This window comes from Bradyrhizobium sp. 23AC, from assembly GCF_054863025.1.
On sequence record NZ_JAVAYN010000006.1, the window covers coordinates 189,438 to 208,586 of the forward strand.

19 protein-coding genes are annotated in these 19,149 nt (G+C 63.8%); 9 read left to right on the forward strand and 10 right to left on the reverse strand.

Annotated features, from left to right (window positions below):
- Nucleotides 1–166: 166 nt before the first annotated feature.
- Entirely contained in the window at nt 167–991 is an 825-nt protein-coding gene (locus RAD10_RS16795; protein ID WP_461618392.1) for an SDR family NAD(P)-dependent oxidoreductase, read from the reverse strand.
- Between the two features lie 101 nt (nt 992–1,092).
- On the opposite strand from RAD10_RS16795, the gene RAD10_RS16800 reads away from it, so the two are divergent.
- Entirely contained in the window at nt 1,093–1,386 is a 294-nt protein-coding gene (locus RAD10_RS16800; RefSeq protein WP_461618393.1) for a hypothetical protein, read from the forward strand.
- A gap of 16 nt (nt 1,387–1,402) precedes the next feature.
- Here the strand turns inward: RAD10_RS16800 and RAD10_RS16805 are convergent, their stop codons facing one another.
- The 4 genes from RAD10_RS16805 to RAD10_RS16820 form a co-directional block, all read right to left on the reverse strand.
- Nucleotides 1,403–2,122: an RraA family protein gene (locus tag RAD10_RS16805; RefSeq protein WP_028145264.1), complete on the reverse strand. Its 720-nt coding sequence runs from the start codon at nt 2,120–2,122 to the stop codon at nt 1,403–1,405.
- Nucleotides 2,123–2,244: 122 nt separating this feature from the next.
- Nucleotides 2,245–3,129 (reverse strand): CDP-alcohol phosphatidyltransferase family protein, encoded by an 885-nt coding sequence (locus RAD10_RS16810; RefSeq protein ID WP_091954062.1) that lies wholly within the window; start codon nt 3,127–3,129, stop codon nt 2,245–2,247.
- 88 nt (nt 3,130–3,217) lie between these two features.
- Nucleotides 3,218–3,940: a phosphatidylserine decarboxylase gene (locus tag RAD10_RS16815; RefSeq protein ID WP_461618574.1), complete on the reverse strand. Its 723-nt coding sequence runs from the start codon at nt 3,938–3,940 to the stop codon at nt 3,218–3,220.
- Between the two features lie 54 nt (nt 3,941–3,994).
- On the reverse strand, nt 3,995–5,953 hold the full coding sequence (locus RAD10_RS16820) for an ABCB family ABC transporter ATP-binding protein/permease (RefSeq protein WP_461618394.1): 1,959 nt from the start codon (nt 5,951–5,953) through the stop codon (nt 3,995–3,997).
- Nucleotides 5,954–6,154: 201 nt separating this feature from the next.
- Between RAD10_RS16820 and RAD10_RS16825 the strand changes: the two genes are divergently transcribed.
- Nucleotides 6,155–6,760, forward strand: a complete 606-nt coding sequence (locus RAD10_RS16825; RefSeq protein WP_461618395.1) for an LOG family protein — start codon at nt 6,155–6,157, stop codon at nt 6,758–6,760.
- Nucleotides 6,761–6,764: 4 nt separating this feature from the next.
- Here the strand turns inward: RAD10_RS16825 and RAD10_RS16830 are convergent, their stop codons facing one another.
- From RAD10_RS16830 to cysS, 4 genes are all read right to left on the reverse strand, one after another.
- The gene (locus tag RAD10_RS16830) at nt 6,765–7,142 is read right to left on the reverse strand and encodes a VOC family protein (protein WP_461618396.1); all 378 of its coding nucleotides are present in this window, start codon (nt 7,140–7,142) and stop codon (nt 6,765–6,767) included.
- Nucleotides 7,143–7,347: 205 nt separating this feature from the next.
- Entirely contained in the window at nt 7,348–8,946 is a 1,599-nt protein-coding gene (cimA, locus tag RAD10_RS16835) for a citramalate synthase (RefSeq protein WP_461618397.1), read from the reverse strand.
- Nucleotides 8,943–9,434 (reverse strand): GNAT family N-acetyltransferase, encoded by a 492-nt coding sequence (locus tag RAD10_RS16840; protein ID WP_461618398.1) that lies wholly within the window; start codon nt 9,432–9,434, stop codon nt 8,943–8,945. The genes cimA and RAD10_RS16840 overlap by 4 nt, the downstream gene beginning before the upstream one ends.
- A 115-nt stretch (nt 9,435–9,549) precedes the next feature.
- A complete protein-coding gene (cysS, locus tag RAD10_RS16845; RefSeq protein ID WP_461618399.1) occupies nt 9,550–10,932 on the reverse strand; it encodes a cysteine--tRNA ligase in 1,383 nt (460 codons plus the stop codon).
- A gap of 292 nt (nt 10,933–11,224) precedes the next feature.
- Here cysS and RAD10_RS16850 point away from each other — a divergent pair, with 292 nt between their 5' ends.
- Nucleotides 11,225–11,530, forward strand: a complete 306-nt coding sequence (locus RAD10_RS16850; RefSeq protein ID WP_461618400.1) for a hypothetical protein — start codon at nt 11,225–11,227, stop codon at nt 11,528–11,530.
- Nucleotides 11,531–11,692: 162 nt separating this feature from the next.
- Nucleotides 11,693–12,877 (forward strand): DUF2865 domain-containing protein, encoded by a 1,185-nt coding sequence (locus tag RAD10_RS16855; RefSeq protein ID WP_461618401.1) that lies wholly within the window; start codon nt 11,693–11,695, stop codon nt 12,875–12,877.
- 215 nt (nt 12,878–13,092) lie between these two features.
- Here the strand turns inward: RAD10_RS16855 and RAD10_RS16860 are convergent, their stop codons facing one another.
- Nucleotides 13,093–13,998 (reverse strand): DUF2189 domain-containing protein, encoded by a 906-nt coding sequence (locus tag RAD10_RS16860; RefSeq protein ID WP_461618575.1) that lies wholly within the window; start codon nt 13,996–13,998, stop codon nt 13,093–13,095.
- Nucleotides 13,999–14,529: 531 nt separating this feature from the next.
- On the opposite strand from RAD10_RS16860, the gene RAD10_RS16865 reads away from it, so the two are divergent.
- The 5 genes from RAD10_RS16865 (at nt 14,530) to RAD10_RS16885 (ending at nt 19,061) form a co-directional block, all read left to right on the forward strand.
- On the forward strand, nt 14,530–15,363 hold the full coding sequence (locus tag RAD10_RS16865) for a cytochrome c oxidase subunit II (RefSeq protein WP_461618402.1): 834 nt from the start codon (nt 14,530–14,532) through the stop codon (nt 15,361–15,363).
- A 79-nt stretch (nt 15,364–15,442) separates the two neighbouring features.
- Nucleotides 15,443–17,221, forward strand: a complete 1,779-nt coding sequence (locus RAD10_RS16870) for a cbb3-type cytochrome c oxidase subunit I (RefSeq protein ID WP_461618403.1) — start codon at nt 15,443–15,445, stop codon at nt 17,219–17,221.
- Nucleotides 17,218–17,922, forward strand: coding sequence for a cytochrome c oxidase subunit 3 (locus RAD10_RS16875; RefSeq protein WP_461618404.1), 705 nt, complete (start codon nt 17,218–17,220; stop codon nt 17,920–17,922). Before RAD10_RS16870 ends, RAD10_RS16875 begins: the two co-directional genes overlap by 4 nt.
- Nucleotides 17,923–17,936: 14 nt before the next feature.
- Nucleotides 17,937–18,659, forward strand: coding sequence for a heme-copper oxidase subunit III family protein (locus RAD10_RS16880; RefSeq protein ID WP_461618405.1), 723 nt, complete (start codon nt 17,937–17,939; stop codon nt 18,657–18,659).
- 9 nt (nt 18,660–18,668) lie between these two features.
- Nucleotides 18,669–19,061: a cytochrome C oxidase subunit IV family protein gene (locus RAD10_RS16885; protein WP_461618406.1), complete on the forward strand. Its 393-nt coding sequence runs from the start codon at nt 18,669–18,671 to the stop codon at nt 19,059–19,061.
- The last annotated feature ends 88 nt before the right edge of the window (nt 19,062–19,149 follow it).

Below are 19,149 nucleotides of genomic sequence, written 5' to 3' on the forward strand. Positions count from 1 at the left end.
CGGCCCAACCCCGAACCGCATCGGAAACCCTAGAGTGCCGCCCTTAAAGCCGCGTAAAGGTTAAGTTGAGCCGGCACGCCAGACCGGCGCAGCGCATCGGGATGAGGCCGGCTTTGCCGATGGCCGACACGAATTTCAACACTTTGCTAACCATGATTGCGGCGCGCTAGCGTGCCAGGCCCGTCAGCTTCAGGCTCAGCTCGCGCAGGCGCTTGCGGGCAACTGCATCGTAGGCCTGCGGATTGGCACGCGCCTCGTTCATGCCGTTGAAGAACAGCCCGCTCTTGCGTGCGACATCGTCGCCCTCGACGAGGCGCAGGATCGCCGCCCCGCCCTGCTCCACCGTCGAGATCGGCGTGACGCCGCCGGCGCGCACCATCGTGGTGTTCATGTAGGTCGCCGGATGCAGCGCGTTCACGGTGATGCCCGAGCCCTTCAGTTCGTCCGCGAGATCGATGGTGAACATGATCTGGGAGAGCTTGCTCTGTGCATAGGCACGCGAACCGCTGTAGCCCTGGGTGATCATGACGTCGTCGAAATCGATCGGATGCTGACCGAGGGAGGCGACGTTGACGATCCGCGACGGCGCCGCGGACTTCAGCAGCGGCAGCAACAGATGGACGAGCAGGAAACCGGAGAGGTAGTTCACGGCAAAGCGCAGCTCGTGACCGTCGGCGCTGACTTGTCGCTGCGGCCCATCGTTTTGCGAACCGATGCCGGCATTGCTGACGAGGACGTCGAGACGTTGATGATCGCGGATGACCGCTTCGGCGAGCGCACGCGTACCCGACATCGACGACAGATCGGCCTGGTAGAAGGTCGGCGCGGCACCGCCGGCTTTCGCGATCTCGTCGCGCAACAGCTTCGCACGCGCCGCATCGCGGCCATGGATCAGGACCCTTGCACCGTCTTCGGCCAGCCGGCGCGCGACGTAGCGGCCGACGCCGTCGGTTGAGCCGGTTACCAGGATCGTCTTGCCATTCATCTTCATCGTGTGTCCTCCGGCTGCGGCCCTGCGCCACGGGGGCGGAACGAGGGATGACTGCTATTCTACGGCCCTGCAGCATGCTCCATCGCGGGAGCCGTTTTGCAATGTTGACGCTGTTCAGTCTTCTCACCGCGCTGCCTGCGGTGTTGGCGCTCCACCTGCTCGAGCCCGAGCTCGTTCTGCCGGCCTTCAGCCTCGTGCTCTTTGCCGAGGCCGCCTTCGCGGTGATCGCAGCGCGCTTGATCCACCTTCCGGACAATGCGGAGGACATCACGCTGTGGGACCTTGCAGGTGGCTTCACCCTGATCGGGTGCGCCGCTGCAGTGTTCGGCGAGCCGGATCAGGCCGCCCTGTTTCTGACGGAACAGGGCGGCCCGCGGCCGGTGTCGCGGCCTTAGGCCGCCCCATCACCCCTCAGTGAATCTCCGCCGAACGCTTCAGCGCGGCCTTCAGTTTCTCGAGCGAGAAGTCGGGGCTGCGGGCGATCTCCAGGATCGGCGTCTCGCGGCGGCCGCAGAGTTCGGCGGCCTCCGGCAGCTTTGCTGCGATGTCGAGCGGGATCACGATGGCGCCATGCTGGTCGGCGTGGATCAGATCGTCAGACTTCACGGTCATGCCGGCAACGCGAACCTCGCCGCCAAAGCTCTCCGCATGCACCCAGGCATGCGACGGGCCGATCGAGCCGGCCAGCGCCTGGAAGCCAGGGGCCCATTGCGGGATGTCGCGGATCGAGCCGTCGGTGATGACGCCGAGGCAGCCGAGCGCCTTGTGCACGTTGCTCTGCACCTCGCCCCAGAACGCGCCGTAGCCGACGTCGGGACCATCGATGTCCTGGATCACCGAGATGCGCGGACCATGGCCGGTGCCGACATATTCGTAATACTCGATGCGGCGCCTGGACTGCTCTTCGGCCGGAAGCGAGGATTTCAGCACCGAGCGGATCGCGACCGTACGGGCATAGCCGACGATCGGCGGCAGGTCGGGGAACGGGCAGACCAGTTGCTTGGTGGTGTAGCCGATCAGCCGGCGCTCGGGCGCCACGATCTCCATGGCATTGCAGATCGTCGGCGTGTCGTAGCGGCCCAGTGCTTCGAGGACGGAAGCGGGCAGCGGCCCGGTCGCTTTATCAGTCACGGCGTTCTCTCCCAGATTGGCGGTCGCTGTTGGCGCGATGCCGCCGGCACAGGGCGATATAGCCGAGATCAGGTCTCAACCCAACTCGGGGGGCCTCATGGCAGATATCCGCGCGTGGCCGCTCAGTGCAGCCGTCCGGGCCGGTCGTCGTCGTCGTTGGGCGGCTCCGACAAATTCGCCAGCGTCGGCGCCGACGGCGGTGAGGTGACCTCGCCTCCCGACGGCGCGGAGGCTTCCATCGCGCGGGCCTGGTCGCGATAGGATTTGTAGCCGAGCGGCAAAGCGAGAAGATACAGCACCGTGCCAATCGATAGCACGTGCCAGGGATAGGCGATCAGCAGTGCGATGAAGACGATCACCGCGACGAACGCCGGCAGCACCAGCTCCGGCGGCACGCGCATACGCTTGGTCTTGCCGGAGAACACCGGCAGGCGCGACACCATCAGGAAGGCGATCAGCAGCGTATAGGCCGCCGTCATCGCGGCGGGCCAGCGGCCGAGATCGAGGAACGCAACATAGATCGGCAGCAGCACGGTGATCGCGCCGGCCGGCGCCGGCACGCCAGTGAAGAAATTGGCAGCGAAGGCCGGCTTGTTCGGATCGTCCATGGTGGCATTGAAGCGCGCCAGGCGCAGGCCGCCGGAGATCGCGAACACCATGGCGGCGATCCAGCCGGCATTGCCGAGCTCGTGCAGCTGCCAGAAATACAGCATCAGGCCGGGCGCGACGCCGAAATTGACGAAATCGGCGAGGCTGTCGAGTTCGGCGCCGAACTTGGACTGCCCCTTGATCATGCGCGCGATGCGGCCGTCGATGCCGTCGAGGGCGGCCGCGAACACGATGGCGTAGACGGCGAGCGACATCCGCCCCTCGATCGACAGGCGGATCGAGGTCAGGCCGGCACAGATCGCCAACAGCGTGATGACGTTGGGCACCAGCATCCGCACCGGAATCGGGCGGAACCGCCGGCGGCGCGTATCGGGGTATTTGAAGTCATAGGGCGTCATCGCGGGTCCTCACCTCAAGGCGAGATATAGCAAGCCGCGTCTCCCTCCGCCATTGCGGCGGAAGGCCCCCCGCAGACCGACTTATTGGTTAATTGGCGCGGTAGGCGCGGCTGGGGTCGTCTCCGGAAAGGTCGGCCAAAATCGTCTCGCCGGCGATCGCAGTCTGCCCTTCCGAGACCAGCGCTTTGGTCCCCACAGGCAGATAGACATCGAGCCGGGAGCCGAACCGGATCAGGCCGAAGCGCTCGCCGACGCCGATCGCCTGGCCCTCCCTGACGAAGCAGACGATGCGCTTGGCGACGAGCCCTGCGATCTGCACCACGCCGATCCGCGCCGTCGCCGTCGAGATGACCAGCGAGTTGCGCTCATTGTCCTCGCTGGCCTTGTCGAGCTCGGCATTGATGAAAAGGCCGGGCCGGTAGGCGATGCGGTCCACCCTGCCCGCTACGGGAGCGCGGTTCACGTGGCAGTTGAACACGCTCATGAACACCGAGATGCGCGGCAGCGGCCGGTCGCCGAGCCCGAGCTCGGCCGGCGGCAGCGCCATGGTGATCATCGAGACGCGGCCGTCAGCCGGCGACACCACAAGCCCCTCGCGCACCGGCGTCACACGGACGGGGTCGCGGAAGAACAGCGCGCACCACACGGTCAGGATCGTGCCGATCCACCCCAAAGGCGACCACAGCCAGAACAGGACGAGGCTTGCCAGCGCAAAGCCGCCGATGAAGGGATAGCCCTCCTTGTGGATCGGCGGGATCTGACGCTGGATCGAATCGAGAATGGACATCGGTATCTGCCGCTCGGGGTTAATGGCACGGGTCGTCGCGCGGGCCTGTTTAGGCCAGAGTTGGGACCGGAGACAAGGTCACTCCGCTGCCGCAGGCGCCGTCAGGGCGTCATCGACCGGCGGCGGCTCCCGGTTGGGGGCCTCGCTGGTATCGGCCATCTTGGCCAGTTTCTCGCGTGCCGCCTCGGCCTCACGCTGCCTGTTCCACATGCTGGCATAGAGACCGCCATGCGCGAGCAGCTGGGCGTGGGTCCCCCGCTCGGCAATACGGCCCTGGTCCAGCACGATGATCTCGTCGGCCCCGACGATGGTCGAAAGCCGGTGCGCGATCACCAGCGAGGTGCGGTTCTTCGCCACGCGATCGAGCGCGCCCTGGATCTCGTGCTCGGTATGGGTATCGAGCGCCGAGGTCGCCTCGTCCAGCACCAGGATCGGCGGCGCCTTCAGGACGGTGCGCGCGATCGCGACGCGCTGCTTCTCGCCGCCGGACAGTTTGAGCCCGCGCTCGCCGACCTGGGTCTCGTAGCCCATCGGCGACATGCGGATGAAATGGTCGATCTGCGCCAGCTGCGCCGCCTCTTCGACTTCAGCGTCGTCGGCGTCCCAGCGACCGTAGCGGATGTTGTAGCGGATGGTGTCGTTGAACAGCACGGTGTCCTGAGGCACCATGCCGATCGAGGCACGAAGTGAATCCTGGGTCACCGCGCGGATGTCCTGGCCGTCGATCAGGATCCTGCCGCCCGAGACGTCATAGAGGCGAAACAGAAGGCGCGAGATGGTCGACTTGCCTGCGCCCGACGGGCCGACGATGGCAACGGTCTTGCCGGCCGGCACCTCGAAGCTGATGCCCTTCAGGATCGGGCGGGCCGGCTCATAGGCAAAGCGCACGTCCTCGAAGCGCACGGTGCCGGCGGAGATGACCAGCGGCGTTGCATCGGGCGCGTCCTTGATCTCGGCCTCGCGGCCGATCACGCCGAACATCTTCTCGATGTCGATGATCGCCTGCTTGATCTCGCGATAGACCATGCCCATGAAGTTCAGCGGCTGGTAGAGCTGGATCATCATGGCGTTGACCAGCACGAAATCGCCGACCGTGTTGGTGCCGTTGCGCACGCCGATCGCGCACATCAGCATCGTCGCGGTCAGCCCCAGCGTGAAGATCACGGCCTGGCCGGTGTTGAGCACCGCGAGCGAGGTGTAGGTGTGGACGCTCGCCTCCTCGTAGCGCGCGACCGACTTGTCGTAGCGCTGCGCTTCGCGGGCCTCGGCGCCGAAATACTTCACGGTCTCGTAGTTGAGCAGCGAGTCGATCGCCTTAGTGTTCGCCTCCGTGTCGGAATCGTTCATCCTGCGGCGGATGCCGATGCGCCACTCGGTCGCGATGTAGGTGTAGTACATGTAGAGCGTGACCGTGATGAGGGTGGCGACCACGTAGCGCCAGTCGAACTGCCAGAGCAGCACCGCCATCAGCAGCGTGACCTCGACGATGGTCGGGATCAGCTGCAGGATCACCATGCGCACGATGACCTCAATGCCCTCGCGCCCGCGCTCGAGCACGCGCGTCAGGCCGCCGGTCTTGCGCTCGAGGTGAAAGCGCAATGACAGCTCGTGCATGTGGACGAAGGTGATGGTGGCGAGCTTGCGCACCGCATGCATGGCCACGCGCGCGAAGATGCCGTCGCGCCATTGCGTCAGCAGCGCCATCAAGATGCGCATCACGCCGTAGCTCACGGTCAGCAACAGCGGCGAGGCGATCACCCAGAGGTGCCAATTGTCCGCCTGCACCGGCGCCGTGTTGGCGCCGGTCAGCGCGTCCGTCGCCCATTTGAAGCTGAACGGCACCGTCAGCGTGATCAGCTTGGCGGCAAGCAGCAGCACAAGCGACCACACCACACGCATCTTCAGGTCGAAGCGGTCGCCCGGCCAGATATAGGGCCACAGATGCGCCAGCGTGCCCATCAGCGTCGCCCGCTCCGGTGCGCCGCCGGGAGGAGGATCGGGAACGTCGGCGCCGTCGAACGATTGAGGTTGGTCCATCAAAAAGCCTGAAAGCCCGCCGGATGCGGGCGCCGCTGCGATTAACGATTTTCGCCCGTCATATAGAGCCTTCCTGATGTCAGCGCACCCCGCCAGATGGCGAATCTTCGATTGTTTGCCGTCGTTTACCAGTAGATTTCCGGGAGTATCGAATCACCGATTGGGCTTGACGCCTCTTCGCTGCAATGCATCATGGCACCAATGAGCACTATCAAAACCGTCTGTGTCTATTGCGGCTCCGGCCCCGGAACCAATCCCCGCTTCACCGAAGGCGCCAAGGCGTTCGGCAAGGCGCTCGCCGAGAACAACGTTCGGCTCGTCTACGGCGGCGGCTCGCTCGGCCTGATGGGCTCGGTCGCGACCTCCGTGCTCGATCACGGCGGCACCGTCACCGGCATCATCCCGGAATTCCTGCGGATGCGCGAGAACGCGCTGACGCGCGTGCAGGAGATGATCGTCACCCCCGACATGCACGAGCGCAAGCGCCTGATGTTCGAACGCTCCGACGCCTTCGTGGCGCTGCCCGGCGGCATCGGCACGCTGGAAGAGCTGGTCGAGCAATTGACCTGGAAACAGCTTGGCCGTCACGCCAAGCCGGTGCTGCTCGCCAACATCGACAATTTCTGGGAGCCGCTGTTCTCGCTGCTGTCGCACATGCGGCAGACCGAGTTCATCCGCGCCGGCCTTTCGGTCGACATCCTCAAGGCCGATCGGGTCGAGGACATCTTGCCAAAGCTGAAGGCGGCTGCAGCCCAGATTGACGAGGCCGAGAAGAAGCTCGCCCCGGAAGTCGCTCGCAAGCTCTGACGTCCTACTCGCTCGGAAACGTCACCGCCTCGATCCGGTTACCATCGGGGTCGGTGACGAAGGCCGCGTAGTAGCGCACGCGATCATGCGGCCGGATGCCGGGCGCACCGTCCGAGGCGCCGCCGGCCGACAGCGCTGCGGCGTGAAACGCATCGACCTCGCTTGTCGTCTTCGCCCGCAGGCAGATATGGACGCCGCTTTCGGGCGGCACGCGCGGCATGGCCTCGCGTAGATTGATCCAGAATTCCGGATAGGCCTTGCCGAAACCGATCGTGCGCGGCCGCGTGACGAGGCGCGAAAGGCCGAGGGCAGCGAGCGTTGCCTCGTAGAATTTCGCGGCGCGATCGAGATCGCTGACGCCGACGGAGATGTGGTCGATCATGCCCTGCCCTTTCCTCACCCACTGTCATCGCCCGGCTTGCCGCCTTCGCTGAGCTTCGGCGCGCCGAGCGCCTTTGTGGGCCTCGGCGTAGCCTTGGCGGAGCCGGGACCGGGCGATCCAGTATTCCGAGACGTCCGAGAGCGACCGAGAAGCCGCGGCGTACTGGATACCCCGCCTTCGCGGGGTATGACAGTCGTCGTGGGACCTACGCCGGCGCGCCCGACTTCACGAGCTTGTAGATCACCGAATCCATCAGCGCCTGGAACGAGGCGTCGATGATGTTGGGGGAGACGCCGACGGTGGTCCAGCTGTCGCCGTTCTCGTCCTCGCTCTCGATCAGGACGCGCGTGACCGCGCCGGTGCCGCCGTTAAGGATACGCACGCGGTAGTCGATCAGCTTCAGCCCCTCGATGTATTTCTGGTACTTGCCGAGGTCCTTGCGCAGGGCAACGTCGAGGGCGTTGACGGGACCGTTGCCTTCGGCAGCCGAGATCAGGTGCTCGCCGGCGACGTCGACCTTCACCACGGCCAAAGCGACGGTCACACGTTCGCCATGCGAATTGTAGCGTTGCTCGACATTGACGTCGAACTGCTCGACCTCGAAATAATGCGGTACCTTGCCGAGCGTGCGGCGCGCCAACAGTTCGAACGAGGCGTTGGCGGATTCATAGGCGTAGCCGGCCGCCTCGCGCTCCTTCAACTCCTCGACGAGGCGCGTCAGCTTCGGATCGCTCTTCTCATAGGGAATGCCGGCGCGGTCGAGCTCGGCGATGACGTTGGACCGTCCGGCCTGGTCCGAGACCAGGACCTTGCGGTGGTTGCCGACCGTCTCCGGCAGCACGTGCTCGTAGGTCTGCGGGTCCTTCAGCACCGCGGAAGCATGGATGCCGGTCTTGGTGACGAAGGCACTCTCGCCGACATAGGCCGCATGCCGGTTCGGCACCCGGTTGAGCATGTCGTCGAGCGTGCGCGAGACCTTGACAAGCGTCGCCAGCTTCTCGGCCGTGACGCCGATCTCGAGGGCGTCCGAAAACTCCGGCTTCAGCTTCAGCGTCGGGATCAGCGAGCAGAGATTGGCGTTGCCGCAGCGCTCGCCAAGACCATTCAGCGTACCCTGGATCTGCCGCGCGCCGGCCCGCACCGCAGCGAGCGAATTGGCCACCGCCTGCTCGGTGTCGTTATGGGCGTGGATGCCGACGTGGTCGCCAGGAATGTGTTTCGCCACTTCAGTGACGATGGCCTCGACCTCGTGCGGCATGGTGCCGCCATTGGTGTCGCACAGCACCACCCAGCGCGCGCCGGCCTCGAAGGCGGCCTTGGCGCAGGCGAGCGCGAAGCTCGCATCTTCCTTGTAACCGTCGAAGAAATGCTCGCAGTCGAGCATGACCTCGCGACCGGCTGCCTTCGCGGCCGCGACGCTGTCGCGGATGGAGGCGAGGTTTTCCTCCTTCGTCGTCTCCAGCGCGACGCGCACCTGGTAGGCGGATGCCTTCGCGACGAAGCAAATCGCGTCCGCCTTCGCTGCCAAAAGCCCGGCCACACCCGGATCGTTCGAGACCGAGCGCCCGGCCCGTCGTGTCATGCCGAACGCCGTGAAGCGCGCATGGGCGAGCTTGGGCTTGCTGCCGAAGAACTCGGTGTCGAGCGGATTGGCACCGGGATAGCCGCCTTCGACATAGTCGATGCCGAGGTCATCGAGCATCGCGGCGATGACCTGCTTGTCGGTCAGCGTGAAATCGACGCCGTTGGTCTGCGCGCCGTCGCGCAGCGTGGTGTCGAACAGATAAAGGCGCTCCTTGCTCATTGCCCCGCTCCGAGCGTCTTCTTCATGGTGGTGTTGGCAAGCCACTCGTCGTTGATGGTGATGCTGTTACGCTGCATGGCGACGTAGCCGCGCTTGGCGAAAAAGCCCTGCGCGGTGTCGCTGGCATCGACCGAGAGGTTTTGCGCGCCGCGGCCGCCGGCAAGCTTTTCCAAAGCGTCGACCAGCAGGGTTGCGATGCCCTGCCCGCTGACTGCCGGATGCACGTAGAGCATGCGGATGTGGTCATTGCCGCGCAGCGAGGCAAAGCCAACCGGCGAGCCATCGAGCGTCGCGATCAGCGTCAAATCGGACGCGAGGTGCTTGCCGAACTCTTCGCTGTCCGCCGCCTCCATCCAGGCCTGCTGCTGCGCTTCGCTATAATCGTCGCCGGTCAGCTCCTCGATGCTGGCGGCGAAGATCGCCGCGAGCATCGGCACGTCATCAGGCAGGAACGGCCGCAAGCCGGGCTTTGGCAAAGTCTGTCCCATCGTCCTCACCACATCCCATAGAGCTTGAGAACCAGCGCCACGGCACCCGCGAGCAGCGCGATCTTCAACGCGATGTAATAGAGCCAGTGCCGCGGAAAAGGTGTGTCGGGCCGCTTCATCGCGAAAACTCCCAGGTGGTGCCATCCTTGGAGTCCTTGATCGCGATGCCCATTGCAGCGAGCAGATCGCGAATGCGGTCGGATTCCCTAAAGTCCTTGCGGCTACGGGCCGCCGTCCGCTCCGCAATCAGGCGCTCGACCTCCTTGGCATCGACGCCGCTCGCCTGCTGCTTGCGGCCTTCCCACTGCGCCGCGCTCTCGGAGAAGAAGCCGAGCAGGCGCAACGAGCCCGCCAGAGCGCCCACGTCACCTCCACGCAGGCCATGCAACGCAGCGATCGCCAGCGGCGTGTTGAGATCGTCGAGCAGCGGCTCGACCACGGATGCAGCCGGCTCGCCGGGCGCGACGTCGGCGGCAACGCGATACCAGTCGTCGAGCGTCTTGGCGCTCTCCTCCAGCGACTTCATGGTCCAGTCAATCGGCGAACGGTAGTGCGTCTTGAGCATGTTCAGGCGCAGCACCTCGCCCGGCCAATCCGCGAGCAGCTCGTGGATGGTGATGAAGTTGCCGAGGCTCTTCGACATCTTCTCGCTCTCGACCTGCAGGAAGCCGTTGTGCATCCAATAATTCGCCATCCGCTCTCGGTGAAAGGCGCAGCAGGTCTGCGCGACCTCGTTCTCGTGATGCGGAAACACGAGATCGATGCCGCCGCCATGAATGTCGAAATGCTCGCCGAGATGCTTCCAGGCCATGGCCGAGCACTCGATGTGCCAGCCCGGACGCCCCTCGGCCTTGATGCCGGCCGGTGACGGCCAGGACGGCTCGCCCGGCTTGGACGGCTTCCACAGCACGAAATCGGTGGCATCGCGCTTATAAGGCGCGACATCGACGCGGGCGCCGGCGATCATCTCGTCGAGCGATCTCTTCGACAGCGCACCGTAGCGGGGCAGCGAGGAATTTGCCGCGTTCATCGCCTGCGGCGAGAACAGCACGTGGTCCTCGGCGGCATAGGCAAAGCCGCCCTTGATCAGCCGCTCGATGATCTCGCGCATCTCAGCGATATGCTCGGTCGCGCGCGGCTCAACGCTCGGCCGAAGCGCGCCGAGCGCGTCGACGTCGGCGTGAAACTGCTTGCCGGTCTGCTCGGTAACCTTGCGAATGGCCTCGTTCAGCGGCAGACCCGGGAAATCGCGCGCGGCGCGGTCGTTGATCTTGTCGTCGACGTCAGTGATGTTGCGGACATATTTGACGTACGCCTCGCCATAGAGATGGCGCAGCAGCCGAAACAGCACGTCGAACACGATCACCGGCCGCGCATTGCCGATATGGGCGAAGTCATAGACGGTCGGCCCGCAGACATACATGCGGACGTTCTCCGCATCGAGCGGCGCGAAGATGCGTTTTTCCTTCGTCAGCGTATCGTAAAGGCGCAATTCCATATGGATACCCGTCGGCTGTTGGCCGGGCGTCCGAGGCTCTCAATGTTTTTGAGAAAAGACGGCTCCAGCCAGCGAATCGCTAGCTCATAATCTCGCGGCAAATGGCGCAAATGGCGAGGAGACCGTTCATGCGGCCACATATGGGCTATGAGGCGGCCCCGCGTCAAGGGAGCCGCGGAAATGCCGTGTTATGTCCGCAAAGCGCGCAGCCCGCCGGGATAGTTCGTGATCCTTAACTATTTGAGCCCATTCTGGAACCAGATTGTTCCCTTTCTTGCCTCCCGGTATTTTCATGCGATCCTTGCTCGCGCTCATTTTCAGCGCCTCGATCCTCGCGGCATCCGGCGCCTGCGCCGAGACCCGCGTCTTCATCATCGCCAACCAGGCTGACGGCTACGGCGTCGATCAGTGCCTGGCCAAGGGCGAGAAATGCGGCGCCTCCGTCGCCCGCACCTACTGCCAGTCACGAGATTTTGCCCAGGCATCAAGCTATCGCCGGGTCGATCCCGACGAAATTACCGGCTCTGTCCCCAAATCCGGCGCAAACTGCTCCCATGGCCATTGCGACGAATATGTCGCAATCACTTGCCAGCGCTGAATTCGCTCGGAGCTGGCGCAGCTTAGGCCCGGTCCATTGGCCCCCAAAACGACGTGACGATGCCGCAGGAAGCGGCTATTGGGAGGGCGCGCTTCGGCGCCCAATTGCTTCGGCGTCCAAGTCGCTTCAGTCCAAGTCACATTGGGCCATGACCTCGCTAGAATGGCGGATATGCCTGAATTTTTGTCCCTCTCTCGTGCTCGCTTGCTTCTTGCCTGCACCGTGCTCTTGAGCACGGCCGTGCTCGCCACCGGCGCTTTCGCGCAGGCCGGTCCGCCCGGACCGCCGCCTCAGCCCGGCCAGAACGGACTTGGGCCCAATCCGATGTGCGTGCGGTTGGAAGGCCAGCTCGCGGCTCTGGACCGCGGCGGCGGTGGTGACCCCGCGCGCGAAGACCAGATCCGCCGTTACCAGGATTCCCAGGCCAAGCAGCAGGCCGAGCTCGACCGCGTCACCATGCAGGCCAAGCGCATGGGCTGCGATTCCTCCGGCTTCTTCTCGCTGTTCAATGGCCAGTCGGCCCAATGCGGACCGGTCAACACCCAGATCCAGCAGATGCGCGCCAATCTGGACCAGATCACCGGCAATCTCGAGCGGCTGCGCGGCGGCGGCGGCTTCAGCCCGGAGCGCGACAGTCAGCGCCGCTCGGTGCTGGTTGCGCTGGCGCAGAACAATTGCGGCCCGCAATATGCCAACGCCGTGCAGTCACAAGGCGGCGGCAACTTCCTCAGCAATCTGTTCGGCGGCAACAACGCGGGCAATCCGCAGGGCGTGCCGCCCTCCGATCTCGGCCCGCAATCCGGCACCTATCGCACCGTGTGCGTGCGCACCTGCGACGGCGCCTATTTCCCGGTCTCGTTTGCGACGGTGCCGGCGCGCTTCCCCGACGACGAGAAGACCTGCAAGGCGCTCTGCCCGGCCGCGGAAGCCGTGCTCTACACCCATCGCAATCCCGGCGAGGACATGAACTCCGCGGTCTCGGTCAGTGGCCAGCCCTACACGGCGCTGCCGACCGCTTTCAAATTCCGCAGCGAGTTCAACCCGTCCTGCTCCTGCAAGGCCGCGGGACAGACCTGGGCGGACGCATTGAAATCGGCCGACGACAAGGCGGCAGCCGAGCAGCAGGGCGACATCATCGTCACCGAGGAGAGCGCCAAGAAGATGCAGCAGCAGCGGCTCAACAAGGGCACGCCTGCGAACGCCAAGAAGGGCGCAGCTCCCGCGCCGACGACGGCGAATGCACCGGCCGCGACGTCGCCGGCAGATACCGGCACGCCAGCATCGAGTTCAGAGAACAAGCCGATCCGCTCGGTCGGGCCGACCTTCCTGCCGCAGCAGCAGAAGTAAATCACCTTCTGCTCAACTGTCATGCCCCGCGACCCGGCTACGCCAAGGCTTCGCCGGGGTTTGAGGTCTTGGCTCGCCGAAGCTTCAGCGTAGGCGGCAAGCGGGGCATCCAGTACTCCATGTCGACAGTTGGCGCGCACCGGCAGCGCCGCGGCGTACTGGATCATCCGCTTTCGCGGATGATGACAACAATCAATGGGGCGCAATCGCCCGTCTCACTCACCCTCGCGGCTCCACGGGAAGAGATTGGCCGGAAAGTCCGCTGCGTAGCGCCTTCCCTTCGGGGGCGGCGGCGGCGCGTCCGGTGGATTCGGATTCGGCTCGACCACCCGCCGATAGAGGTGCCAGGTGGCATGGCCAAGCACCGGCAGAACGACAGCGAGACCGACGAAGAGCGGTACCGAGCCGATCACGAGCAGCACCGCGACGATGAGGCCCCATCCGGCCATTGCAACCGGGTTCGCCGCTACTGCTCGGAGCGAGGTACGGATCGCGTCGATCGCAGTCGCATGCCGGTCGAGCATCAACGGAAACGACACGACGCTGACACACAAAGCCACAACCGCAAACAGGAAGCCGACACCGCAACCGACGATGATGAGCGACCAGCCTTCCGGTGTCGTCATCACGCGCGTTGCGAAGTCGGGAATGCTTGCGGCCGCCGCATGACCGAAGATTGAGACATAGATTGCGTTCGCGACACCGATCCAGGCCCCGAACAGGACCAGCAGGAGCACGCCGAGTTCGACCATGGCCCCGAACGACGGTGCGCGCAGCACCTTGACCGCATCCCATGCATCGACCTCCTCGCCGCGCTCACGACGCCGGCTGAGTTCGTAGAGACCGATCGCGGCAAACGGGCCAATCAAGGCAAAGCCGGCGGCCAGTGGAAATAGTAGCGGCAGCACCGAATAGCCGAGAACCATCCTGAACAGGACGAGACCGAGAACGGGATAAATCACGCACACGACGATCGCGTGACTCGGCATCGCCTGGAAATCCTCCCAACCCAGACGCAGGGCCTCGGTCAGATCGGACAGGCTGATCTTGCGAATGGGATAGGAGGCCGCTTCGCCGAATACGTGCCGCCTGATGATGTCGTGGGAGTACAGAGTGGCCATGAACGGACCTCCCGTGCTGAAAATCGCGGTTTCGATAACACGCGCTTTCCAGCCACGCGTGTCCGCCTGACGAGCAGGAAACGCGATGGGTCGAGTACGGCAACCCAGGTTCAGCGAACGAGCCTGGCCGGACGGAACCCGTCGCGACCTGCCTTGCAAAGTTTAGCGCTTGCGGCGCAAGGCTGCACTCACGGTTGAGTGAATTGGGCACTAGCACGGATTTGTGCGTTGCATCACCCAGACCCAACATGCGCGCCTGATGCTTTGTCGGCTTGCCAGCACGGCGATCACACCACGTCGGGGCACCTACATTGCGCTATTGACGCCGGGTTAGGCTGGTATCATTTTAGACGCAGACGCCCTTAGAGTTGATGGTCGCGAGCATTCTCTTGATTTCGCGGCCAGTGGAATGGGCGAGGCAAGAGGCCGGCGATGGCATAAGTGCCAACCGAGAAAGGCCAGCCATCGCGACAGACATGAGCTCCGCCCTGGATTCGTATCCGTAGCCTTCGATGGCAAGGATGGATCAGGATGGCTGTCGCACTGATACTGCTTCTGGTCGCGATCGGCTCGGTGCTGTTTCACATCTACAGCCCGTGGTGGTGGACGCCGATCGCCACGAACTGGGCCTATATCGATCACACCATCAACATCACGTTCTGGATCACGGGCTTTGTTTTCGTCGCCGTCATCGCCTTCATGGCCTATTGCGTCTTCCGCTTTCACCACAAAGAGGGAAGACGGGCTGATTACAATCCGGAGAACAAAAAGCTCGAATGGTGGCTGAGCGTCGGAACCGGAATCGGCGTCGCGGCCATGCTCGCCCCTGGCCTCGTGGTCTGGCACCAGTTCGTGACCGTGCCTGCGGATGCCACCGAGGTCGAGGTGATGGGCCAGCAATGGCAATGGAGCTTCCGCCTTCCGGGCAAGGACGGGCGATTGGGCACATCCGATGTCCGCAACATCGCTTCCGACAATCCGATGGGACTCAATCGCGACGATCTGCATGCGCAGGACGACGTCGTGATCGAGAACGGCGACCTGCACCTTCAACTGGGAAAGCCGGTCAAGGTTCTGCTCCGCTCGGTTGATGTCCTGCACGATTTCTACGTGCCCGAATTCCGGGCCAAGATGGACATGGTTCCAGGCATGGTGACTTATTTCTGGATCACGCCGATCCGAACCGGAACGTTCGACGTTCTCTGTGCGGAGCTTTGTGGTGCGGCTCACTATCAGATGCGGGCCAAGGTCATCATCGACGAAGAGCGTGAATATCACGCTTGGCTGGAGCAACAGAAGACGTTTGCAGAATTGTCGCCGGCAAACACCGTCGTGAAGGCGAGATATCGATCCGGCGGCAAGTAGCAAGGCGCCGCCGCGAAGATGAATCGGGTGCGTGAGACCAACTCGTCGCCCCCGATGGAAACGACCGAGGAGGTTTTCTATGGTCGATATTCCATATGAAGGGATCGCTGGCACGCCGCCTGCCGAAGTACCTGATGTCGAGCTCTATCATCCGAGGAGCTGGTGGACACGGTATGTCTTCTCGCAGGACGCCAAGGTGATCGCCATTCAGTACTCGCTGACGGCCTCGGCCATCGGGCTGGTGGCCCTGGTGCTGTCGTGGCTGATGCGACTGCAGCTGGGATTCCCCGGCACGTTCTCTTTCATCGATGCCAACCAGTACCTCCAGTTCATCACCATGCACGGCATGATCATGGTGATCTACCTGCTCACCGCGTTGTTCCTCGGCGGCTTCGGCAACTACCTGATCCCGCTGATGGTTGGCGCCCGGGACATGGTCTTCCCTTATGTGAACATGCTGAGCTACTGGGTCTATCTGCTCGCAGTGCTGGTGCTGGCCTCGACATTCTTCGTGCCCGGCGGCCCCACCGGCGCCGGCTGGACGCTGTACCCGCCGCAAGCAATCCTCTCCGGAACGCCCGGGCAGGATTGGGGCATCATTCTCATGATGTCGTCACTGATCCTGTTCATCATCGGCTTCACGATGGGCGGGCTGAATTATGTGGTCACGGTGCTCCAGGCACGCACCCGCGGCATGACCTTGATGCGCCTGCCCCTGACGGTGTGGGGGATTTTCACGGCGACGGTCATGGCGCTCTTGGCATTCCCTGCGCTCTTCGTTGCCTCGGTCATGCTGCTGCTCGACCGTCTGCTGGGCACCAGCTTCTTCATGCCGTCCCTGGTCGAGATGGGCCAGCAGTCGAAATATGGTGGCGGCAGCCCGCTGCTCTTCCAGCACCTGTTCTGGTTCTTCGGCCACCCCGAGGTCTACATCGTCGCCCTGCCCGCCTTCGGCATCGTCTCCGATCTGATCAGCACGCATGCGCGCAAGAACATCTTCGGCTACCGCATGATGGTCTGGGCGATCGTGGCCATCGGCGCGCTCAGCTTTGTCGTATGGGCGCACCACATGTATGTGAGCGGCATGTTCCCGCAATTCGGGTACTTCTTCGCCACCACGACGCTCATCATCGCGATTCCCACCGCGATCAAGGTCTACAACTGGGTGCTGACCCTGTGGCGCGGCGACATTCATCTCAGGGTGCCGATGCTGTTCGCCCTCGGCTTCATCATCACCTTCGTGAACGGCGGGCTCACCGGCCTCTTCCTCGGCAACGTCGTCGTGGACGTGCCCCTCTCCGATACCATGTTCGTGGTCGCGCATTTCCACATGGTGATGGGCGTGGCGCCGATCATGGTCGTGCTGGGTGCGATCTATCACTGGTACCCCAAGGTCACGGGGCGTATGTACAATGACGCACTCGGCAAGTTTCACTTCTGGGTCACTTTCCTCGGCGCCTACCTGATCTTCTTCCCCATGCACTATCTTGGACTGCTCGGGGTTCCGCGCCGGTATTTCGAACTCGGAGATACGTCGTTCATCCCGTCCTCGGCCCATTCACTGAACGCATTCATCTCCGTGGTGGCCTTGACCGTCGGCTTCAGCCAGATGGTGTTCCTGTTCAATCTTGCCTGGAGCCTGTTCAAAGGTGAGGCTTCAGGCGGCAATCCGTGGCGGGCGACGACGCTGGAATGGCAGACGCCGGAGACGCCTCCCGGGCACGGCAATTGGGGCAAGGAGCTGCCGGTCGTCTACCGCTGGGCCTATGACTACAGCGTACCCGGCGCCGAGGAGGACTTCATTCCGCAGAACCAGCCGCCGCGCGCGACGCACCTCGTTCAAGGAGCTGCTTCGTGAGTGCCGTCCTCCTGTTCGTGGCTGTGATCGCGGTCGTCGCCGGATGGTGGCTGTCACAGCAGCGGCTGACGGCCAGGCCCTGGCTGGAGGAAGGTCCGGCCGGTGACTTCCCCGGCGGCGACGCCATGACCTGGCCGGCAGCGAAGATCGGACTTGGCGTGTTTCTCGCCGTCGCGAGCGCATTGTTCGTCCTCTTCATCAGCGCCTACTCGATGCGCATGGACGTTGCGGACTGGCGGACGCTGCCCGTGCCGCGGCTGCTGTGGTTCAACACGGGCGTCCTGATCCTGAGCAGCGTCGCGCTGCAATGGTCCTACGTGGCCGCGCGCCGAGACGACGCTGAAGGCGTCATGATCGGCCTGCTCGCGGGCGGCGCAGCTGCCGTGATCTTCCTCGGCGGACAGCTTCTGGCCTGGCAACAGCTCGGCGCGGCCGGATATTTCGTGGCGTCCAATCCGGCGAACTCCTTCTTCTACCTGTTGACGGCAGTGCACGGGCTGCATCTGACGGGCGGTCTGGTGGCTTTGGGCCGAACCTCGACCAAGATGTGGCGTGGCGCCGGGATCGCCGACATGCGCTTGAGCGTGGAGCTGTGCGCCATCTACTGGCACTTCCTGCTGCTGGTCTGGCTTGTTCTGCTCGGTCTTCTCACGGGCTGGACCGACGATTTCGTCAACATCTGTCGCCGATTGCTGAGCTAGGGAGGCGAGACCAGATGGCAGAGACCGTGCTGACAAATCCGGGCCATTCGACTGCGCGGCTTGAAGGCTGGCGCGGCATCGCCGCCGACTGGGCGTCCGATCAGCGCGCCTTCAAGAACGTGTCCTGGGGCAAGGCCATGATGTGGATCTTCCTCCTCAGCGACACCTTCATCTTCAGCTGCTTCCTGCTTTCCTACATGACGGCGCGCATGTCGACGACCGTGCCGTGGCCCAATCCCAGCGAAGTCTTCGCCCTCAACATCGCCGGCAGGCACATTCCGCTGATCCTGATCGCCATCATGACCTTTATCCTGATCAGCAGCAGCGGGACGATGGCGATGGCCGTCAATTTCGGCTACCGCCGCGATCGCGTCAGAACCGCAGCCTTGATGCTGGCCACAGCGGCGTTCGGCGCAACCTTCGTCGGCATGCAGGCCTTCGAATGGACCAAGCTGATCATGGAGGGCGTCCGACCCTGGGGCAATCCGTGGGGCGCACCGCAGTTTGGTGCGAGCTTCTTCATGATCACCGGATTCCACGGCACCCACGTGACCATTGGCGTGATCTTCCTGATCGCCATTGCGCGGAAGGTCTTGCGCGGCGACTTCGACGTCGAGAGGCGCGGCTTCTTCACCAGCCGCAAGGGGTATTACGAGATCGTCGAGATCATGGGCCTGTACTGGCACTTCGTCGATCTCGTGTGGGTGTTCATCTTTGCATTCTTCTATCTTTGGTGAGGTCGGCGCATGACAAACGCGGCGGTACACATGGAAGGACAGCTCCACGCTCCGGCGCATGGCGCAGTCGCAACGGGAGCCGTTCACGCCAGCGGCCAACAGCACCCGATCAAGCTCTACCTCGTGGTCTGGGGCTGGTTGTTCGTCCTCAGCACGTGCTCCTACCTCGTCGACTATTTTGGCCTGCATGGCTATCTGAGGTGGTCGCTGATCCTGCTGTTCATGGTGTTGAAGGCCGGCCTGATCGTCGCCGTCTTCATGCACATGGCCTGGGAGCGACTGGCCTTGGCCTATGCCATCCTGCTGCCGCCGATCGCGGTATTGGTCTTTGTGTCGATCATGGTGCTCGAATCCGAATACACGCACTTCCTGCGGGTGCTGTTTTTCGCAACCCCGTCATAGCAGTCATGTGAATTCGTACCTCGCTCCACTGTCATGCCCCGCGAAGGCGGGGCATCCAGTACTCCGCGGCAGGAGTCGGTTTCTACAA

Bases quoted from the DNA above. Each gene is read 5' to 3' on its own strand.
- RAD10_RS16795 (WP_461618392.1), bottom strand. From the start codon at position 991: ATGAAGATGAATGGCAAGACGATCCTGGTAACCGGCTCAACCGACGGC.
- RAD10_RS16800 (WP_461618393.1), top strand. From the start codon at position 1,093: ATGTTGACGCTGTTCAGTCTTCTCACCGCGCTGCCTGCGGTGTTGGCG.
- RAD10_RS16810 (WP_091954062.1), bottom strand. From the start codon at position 3,129: ATGACGCCCTATGACTTCAAATACCCCGATACGCGCCGCCGGCGGTTC.
- RAD10_RS16820 (WP_461618394.1), bottom strand. From the start codon at position 5,953: ATGGACCAACCTCAATCGTTCGACGGCGCCGACGTTCCCGATCCTCCT.
- RAD10_RS16825 (WP_461618395.1), top strand. From the start codon at position 6,155: ATGAGCACTATCAAAACCGTCTGTGTCTATTGCGGCTCCGGCCCCGGA.
- RAD10_RS16830 (WP_461618396.1), bottom strand. From the start codon at position 7,142: ATGATCGACCACATCTCCGTCGGCGTCAGCGATCTCGATCGCGCCGCG.
- cimA (WP_461618397.1), bottom strand. From the start codon at position 8,946: ATGAGCAAGGAGCGCCTTTATCTGTTCGACACCACGCTGCGCGACGGC.
- RAD10_RS16840 (WP_461618398.1), bottom strand. From the start codon at position 9,434: ATGGGACAGACTTTGCCAAAGCCCGGCTTGCGGCCGTTCCTGCCTGAT.
- cysS (WP_461618399.1), bottom strand. From the start codon at position 10,932: ATGGAATTGCGCCTTTACGATACGCTGACGAAGGAAAAACGCATCTTC.
- RAD10_RS16850 (WP_461618400.1), top strand. From the start codon at position 11,225: ATGCGATCCTTGCTCGCGCTCATTTTCAGCGCCTCGATCCTCGCGGCA.
- RAD10_RS16855 (WP_461618401.1), top strand. From the start codon at position 11,693: ATGGCGGATATGCCTGAATTTTTGTCCCTCTCTCGTGCTCGCTTGCTT.
- RAD10_RS16860 (WP_461618575.1), bottom strand. From the start codon at position 13,998: ATGGCCACTCTGTACTCCCACGACATCATCAGGCGGCACGTATTCGGC.
- RAD10_RS16865 (WP_461618402.1), top strand. From the start codon at position 14,530: ATGGCTGTCGCACTGATACTGCTTCTGGTCGCGATCGGCTCGGTGCTG.
- RAD10_RS16870 (WP_461618403.1), top strand. From the start codon at position 15,443: ATGGTCGATATTCCATATGAAGGGATCGCTGGCACGCCGCCTGCCGAA.
- RAD10_RS16880 (WP_461618405.1), top strand. From the start codon at position 17,937: ATGGCAGAGACCGTGCTGACAAATCCGGGCCATTCGACTGCGCGGCTT.
- RAD10_RS16885 (WP_461618406.1), top strand. From the start codon at position 18,669: ATGACAAACGCGGCGGTACACATGGAAGGACAGCTCCACGCTCCGGCG.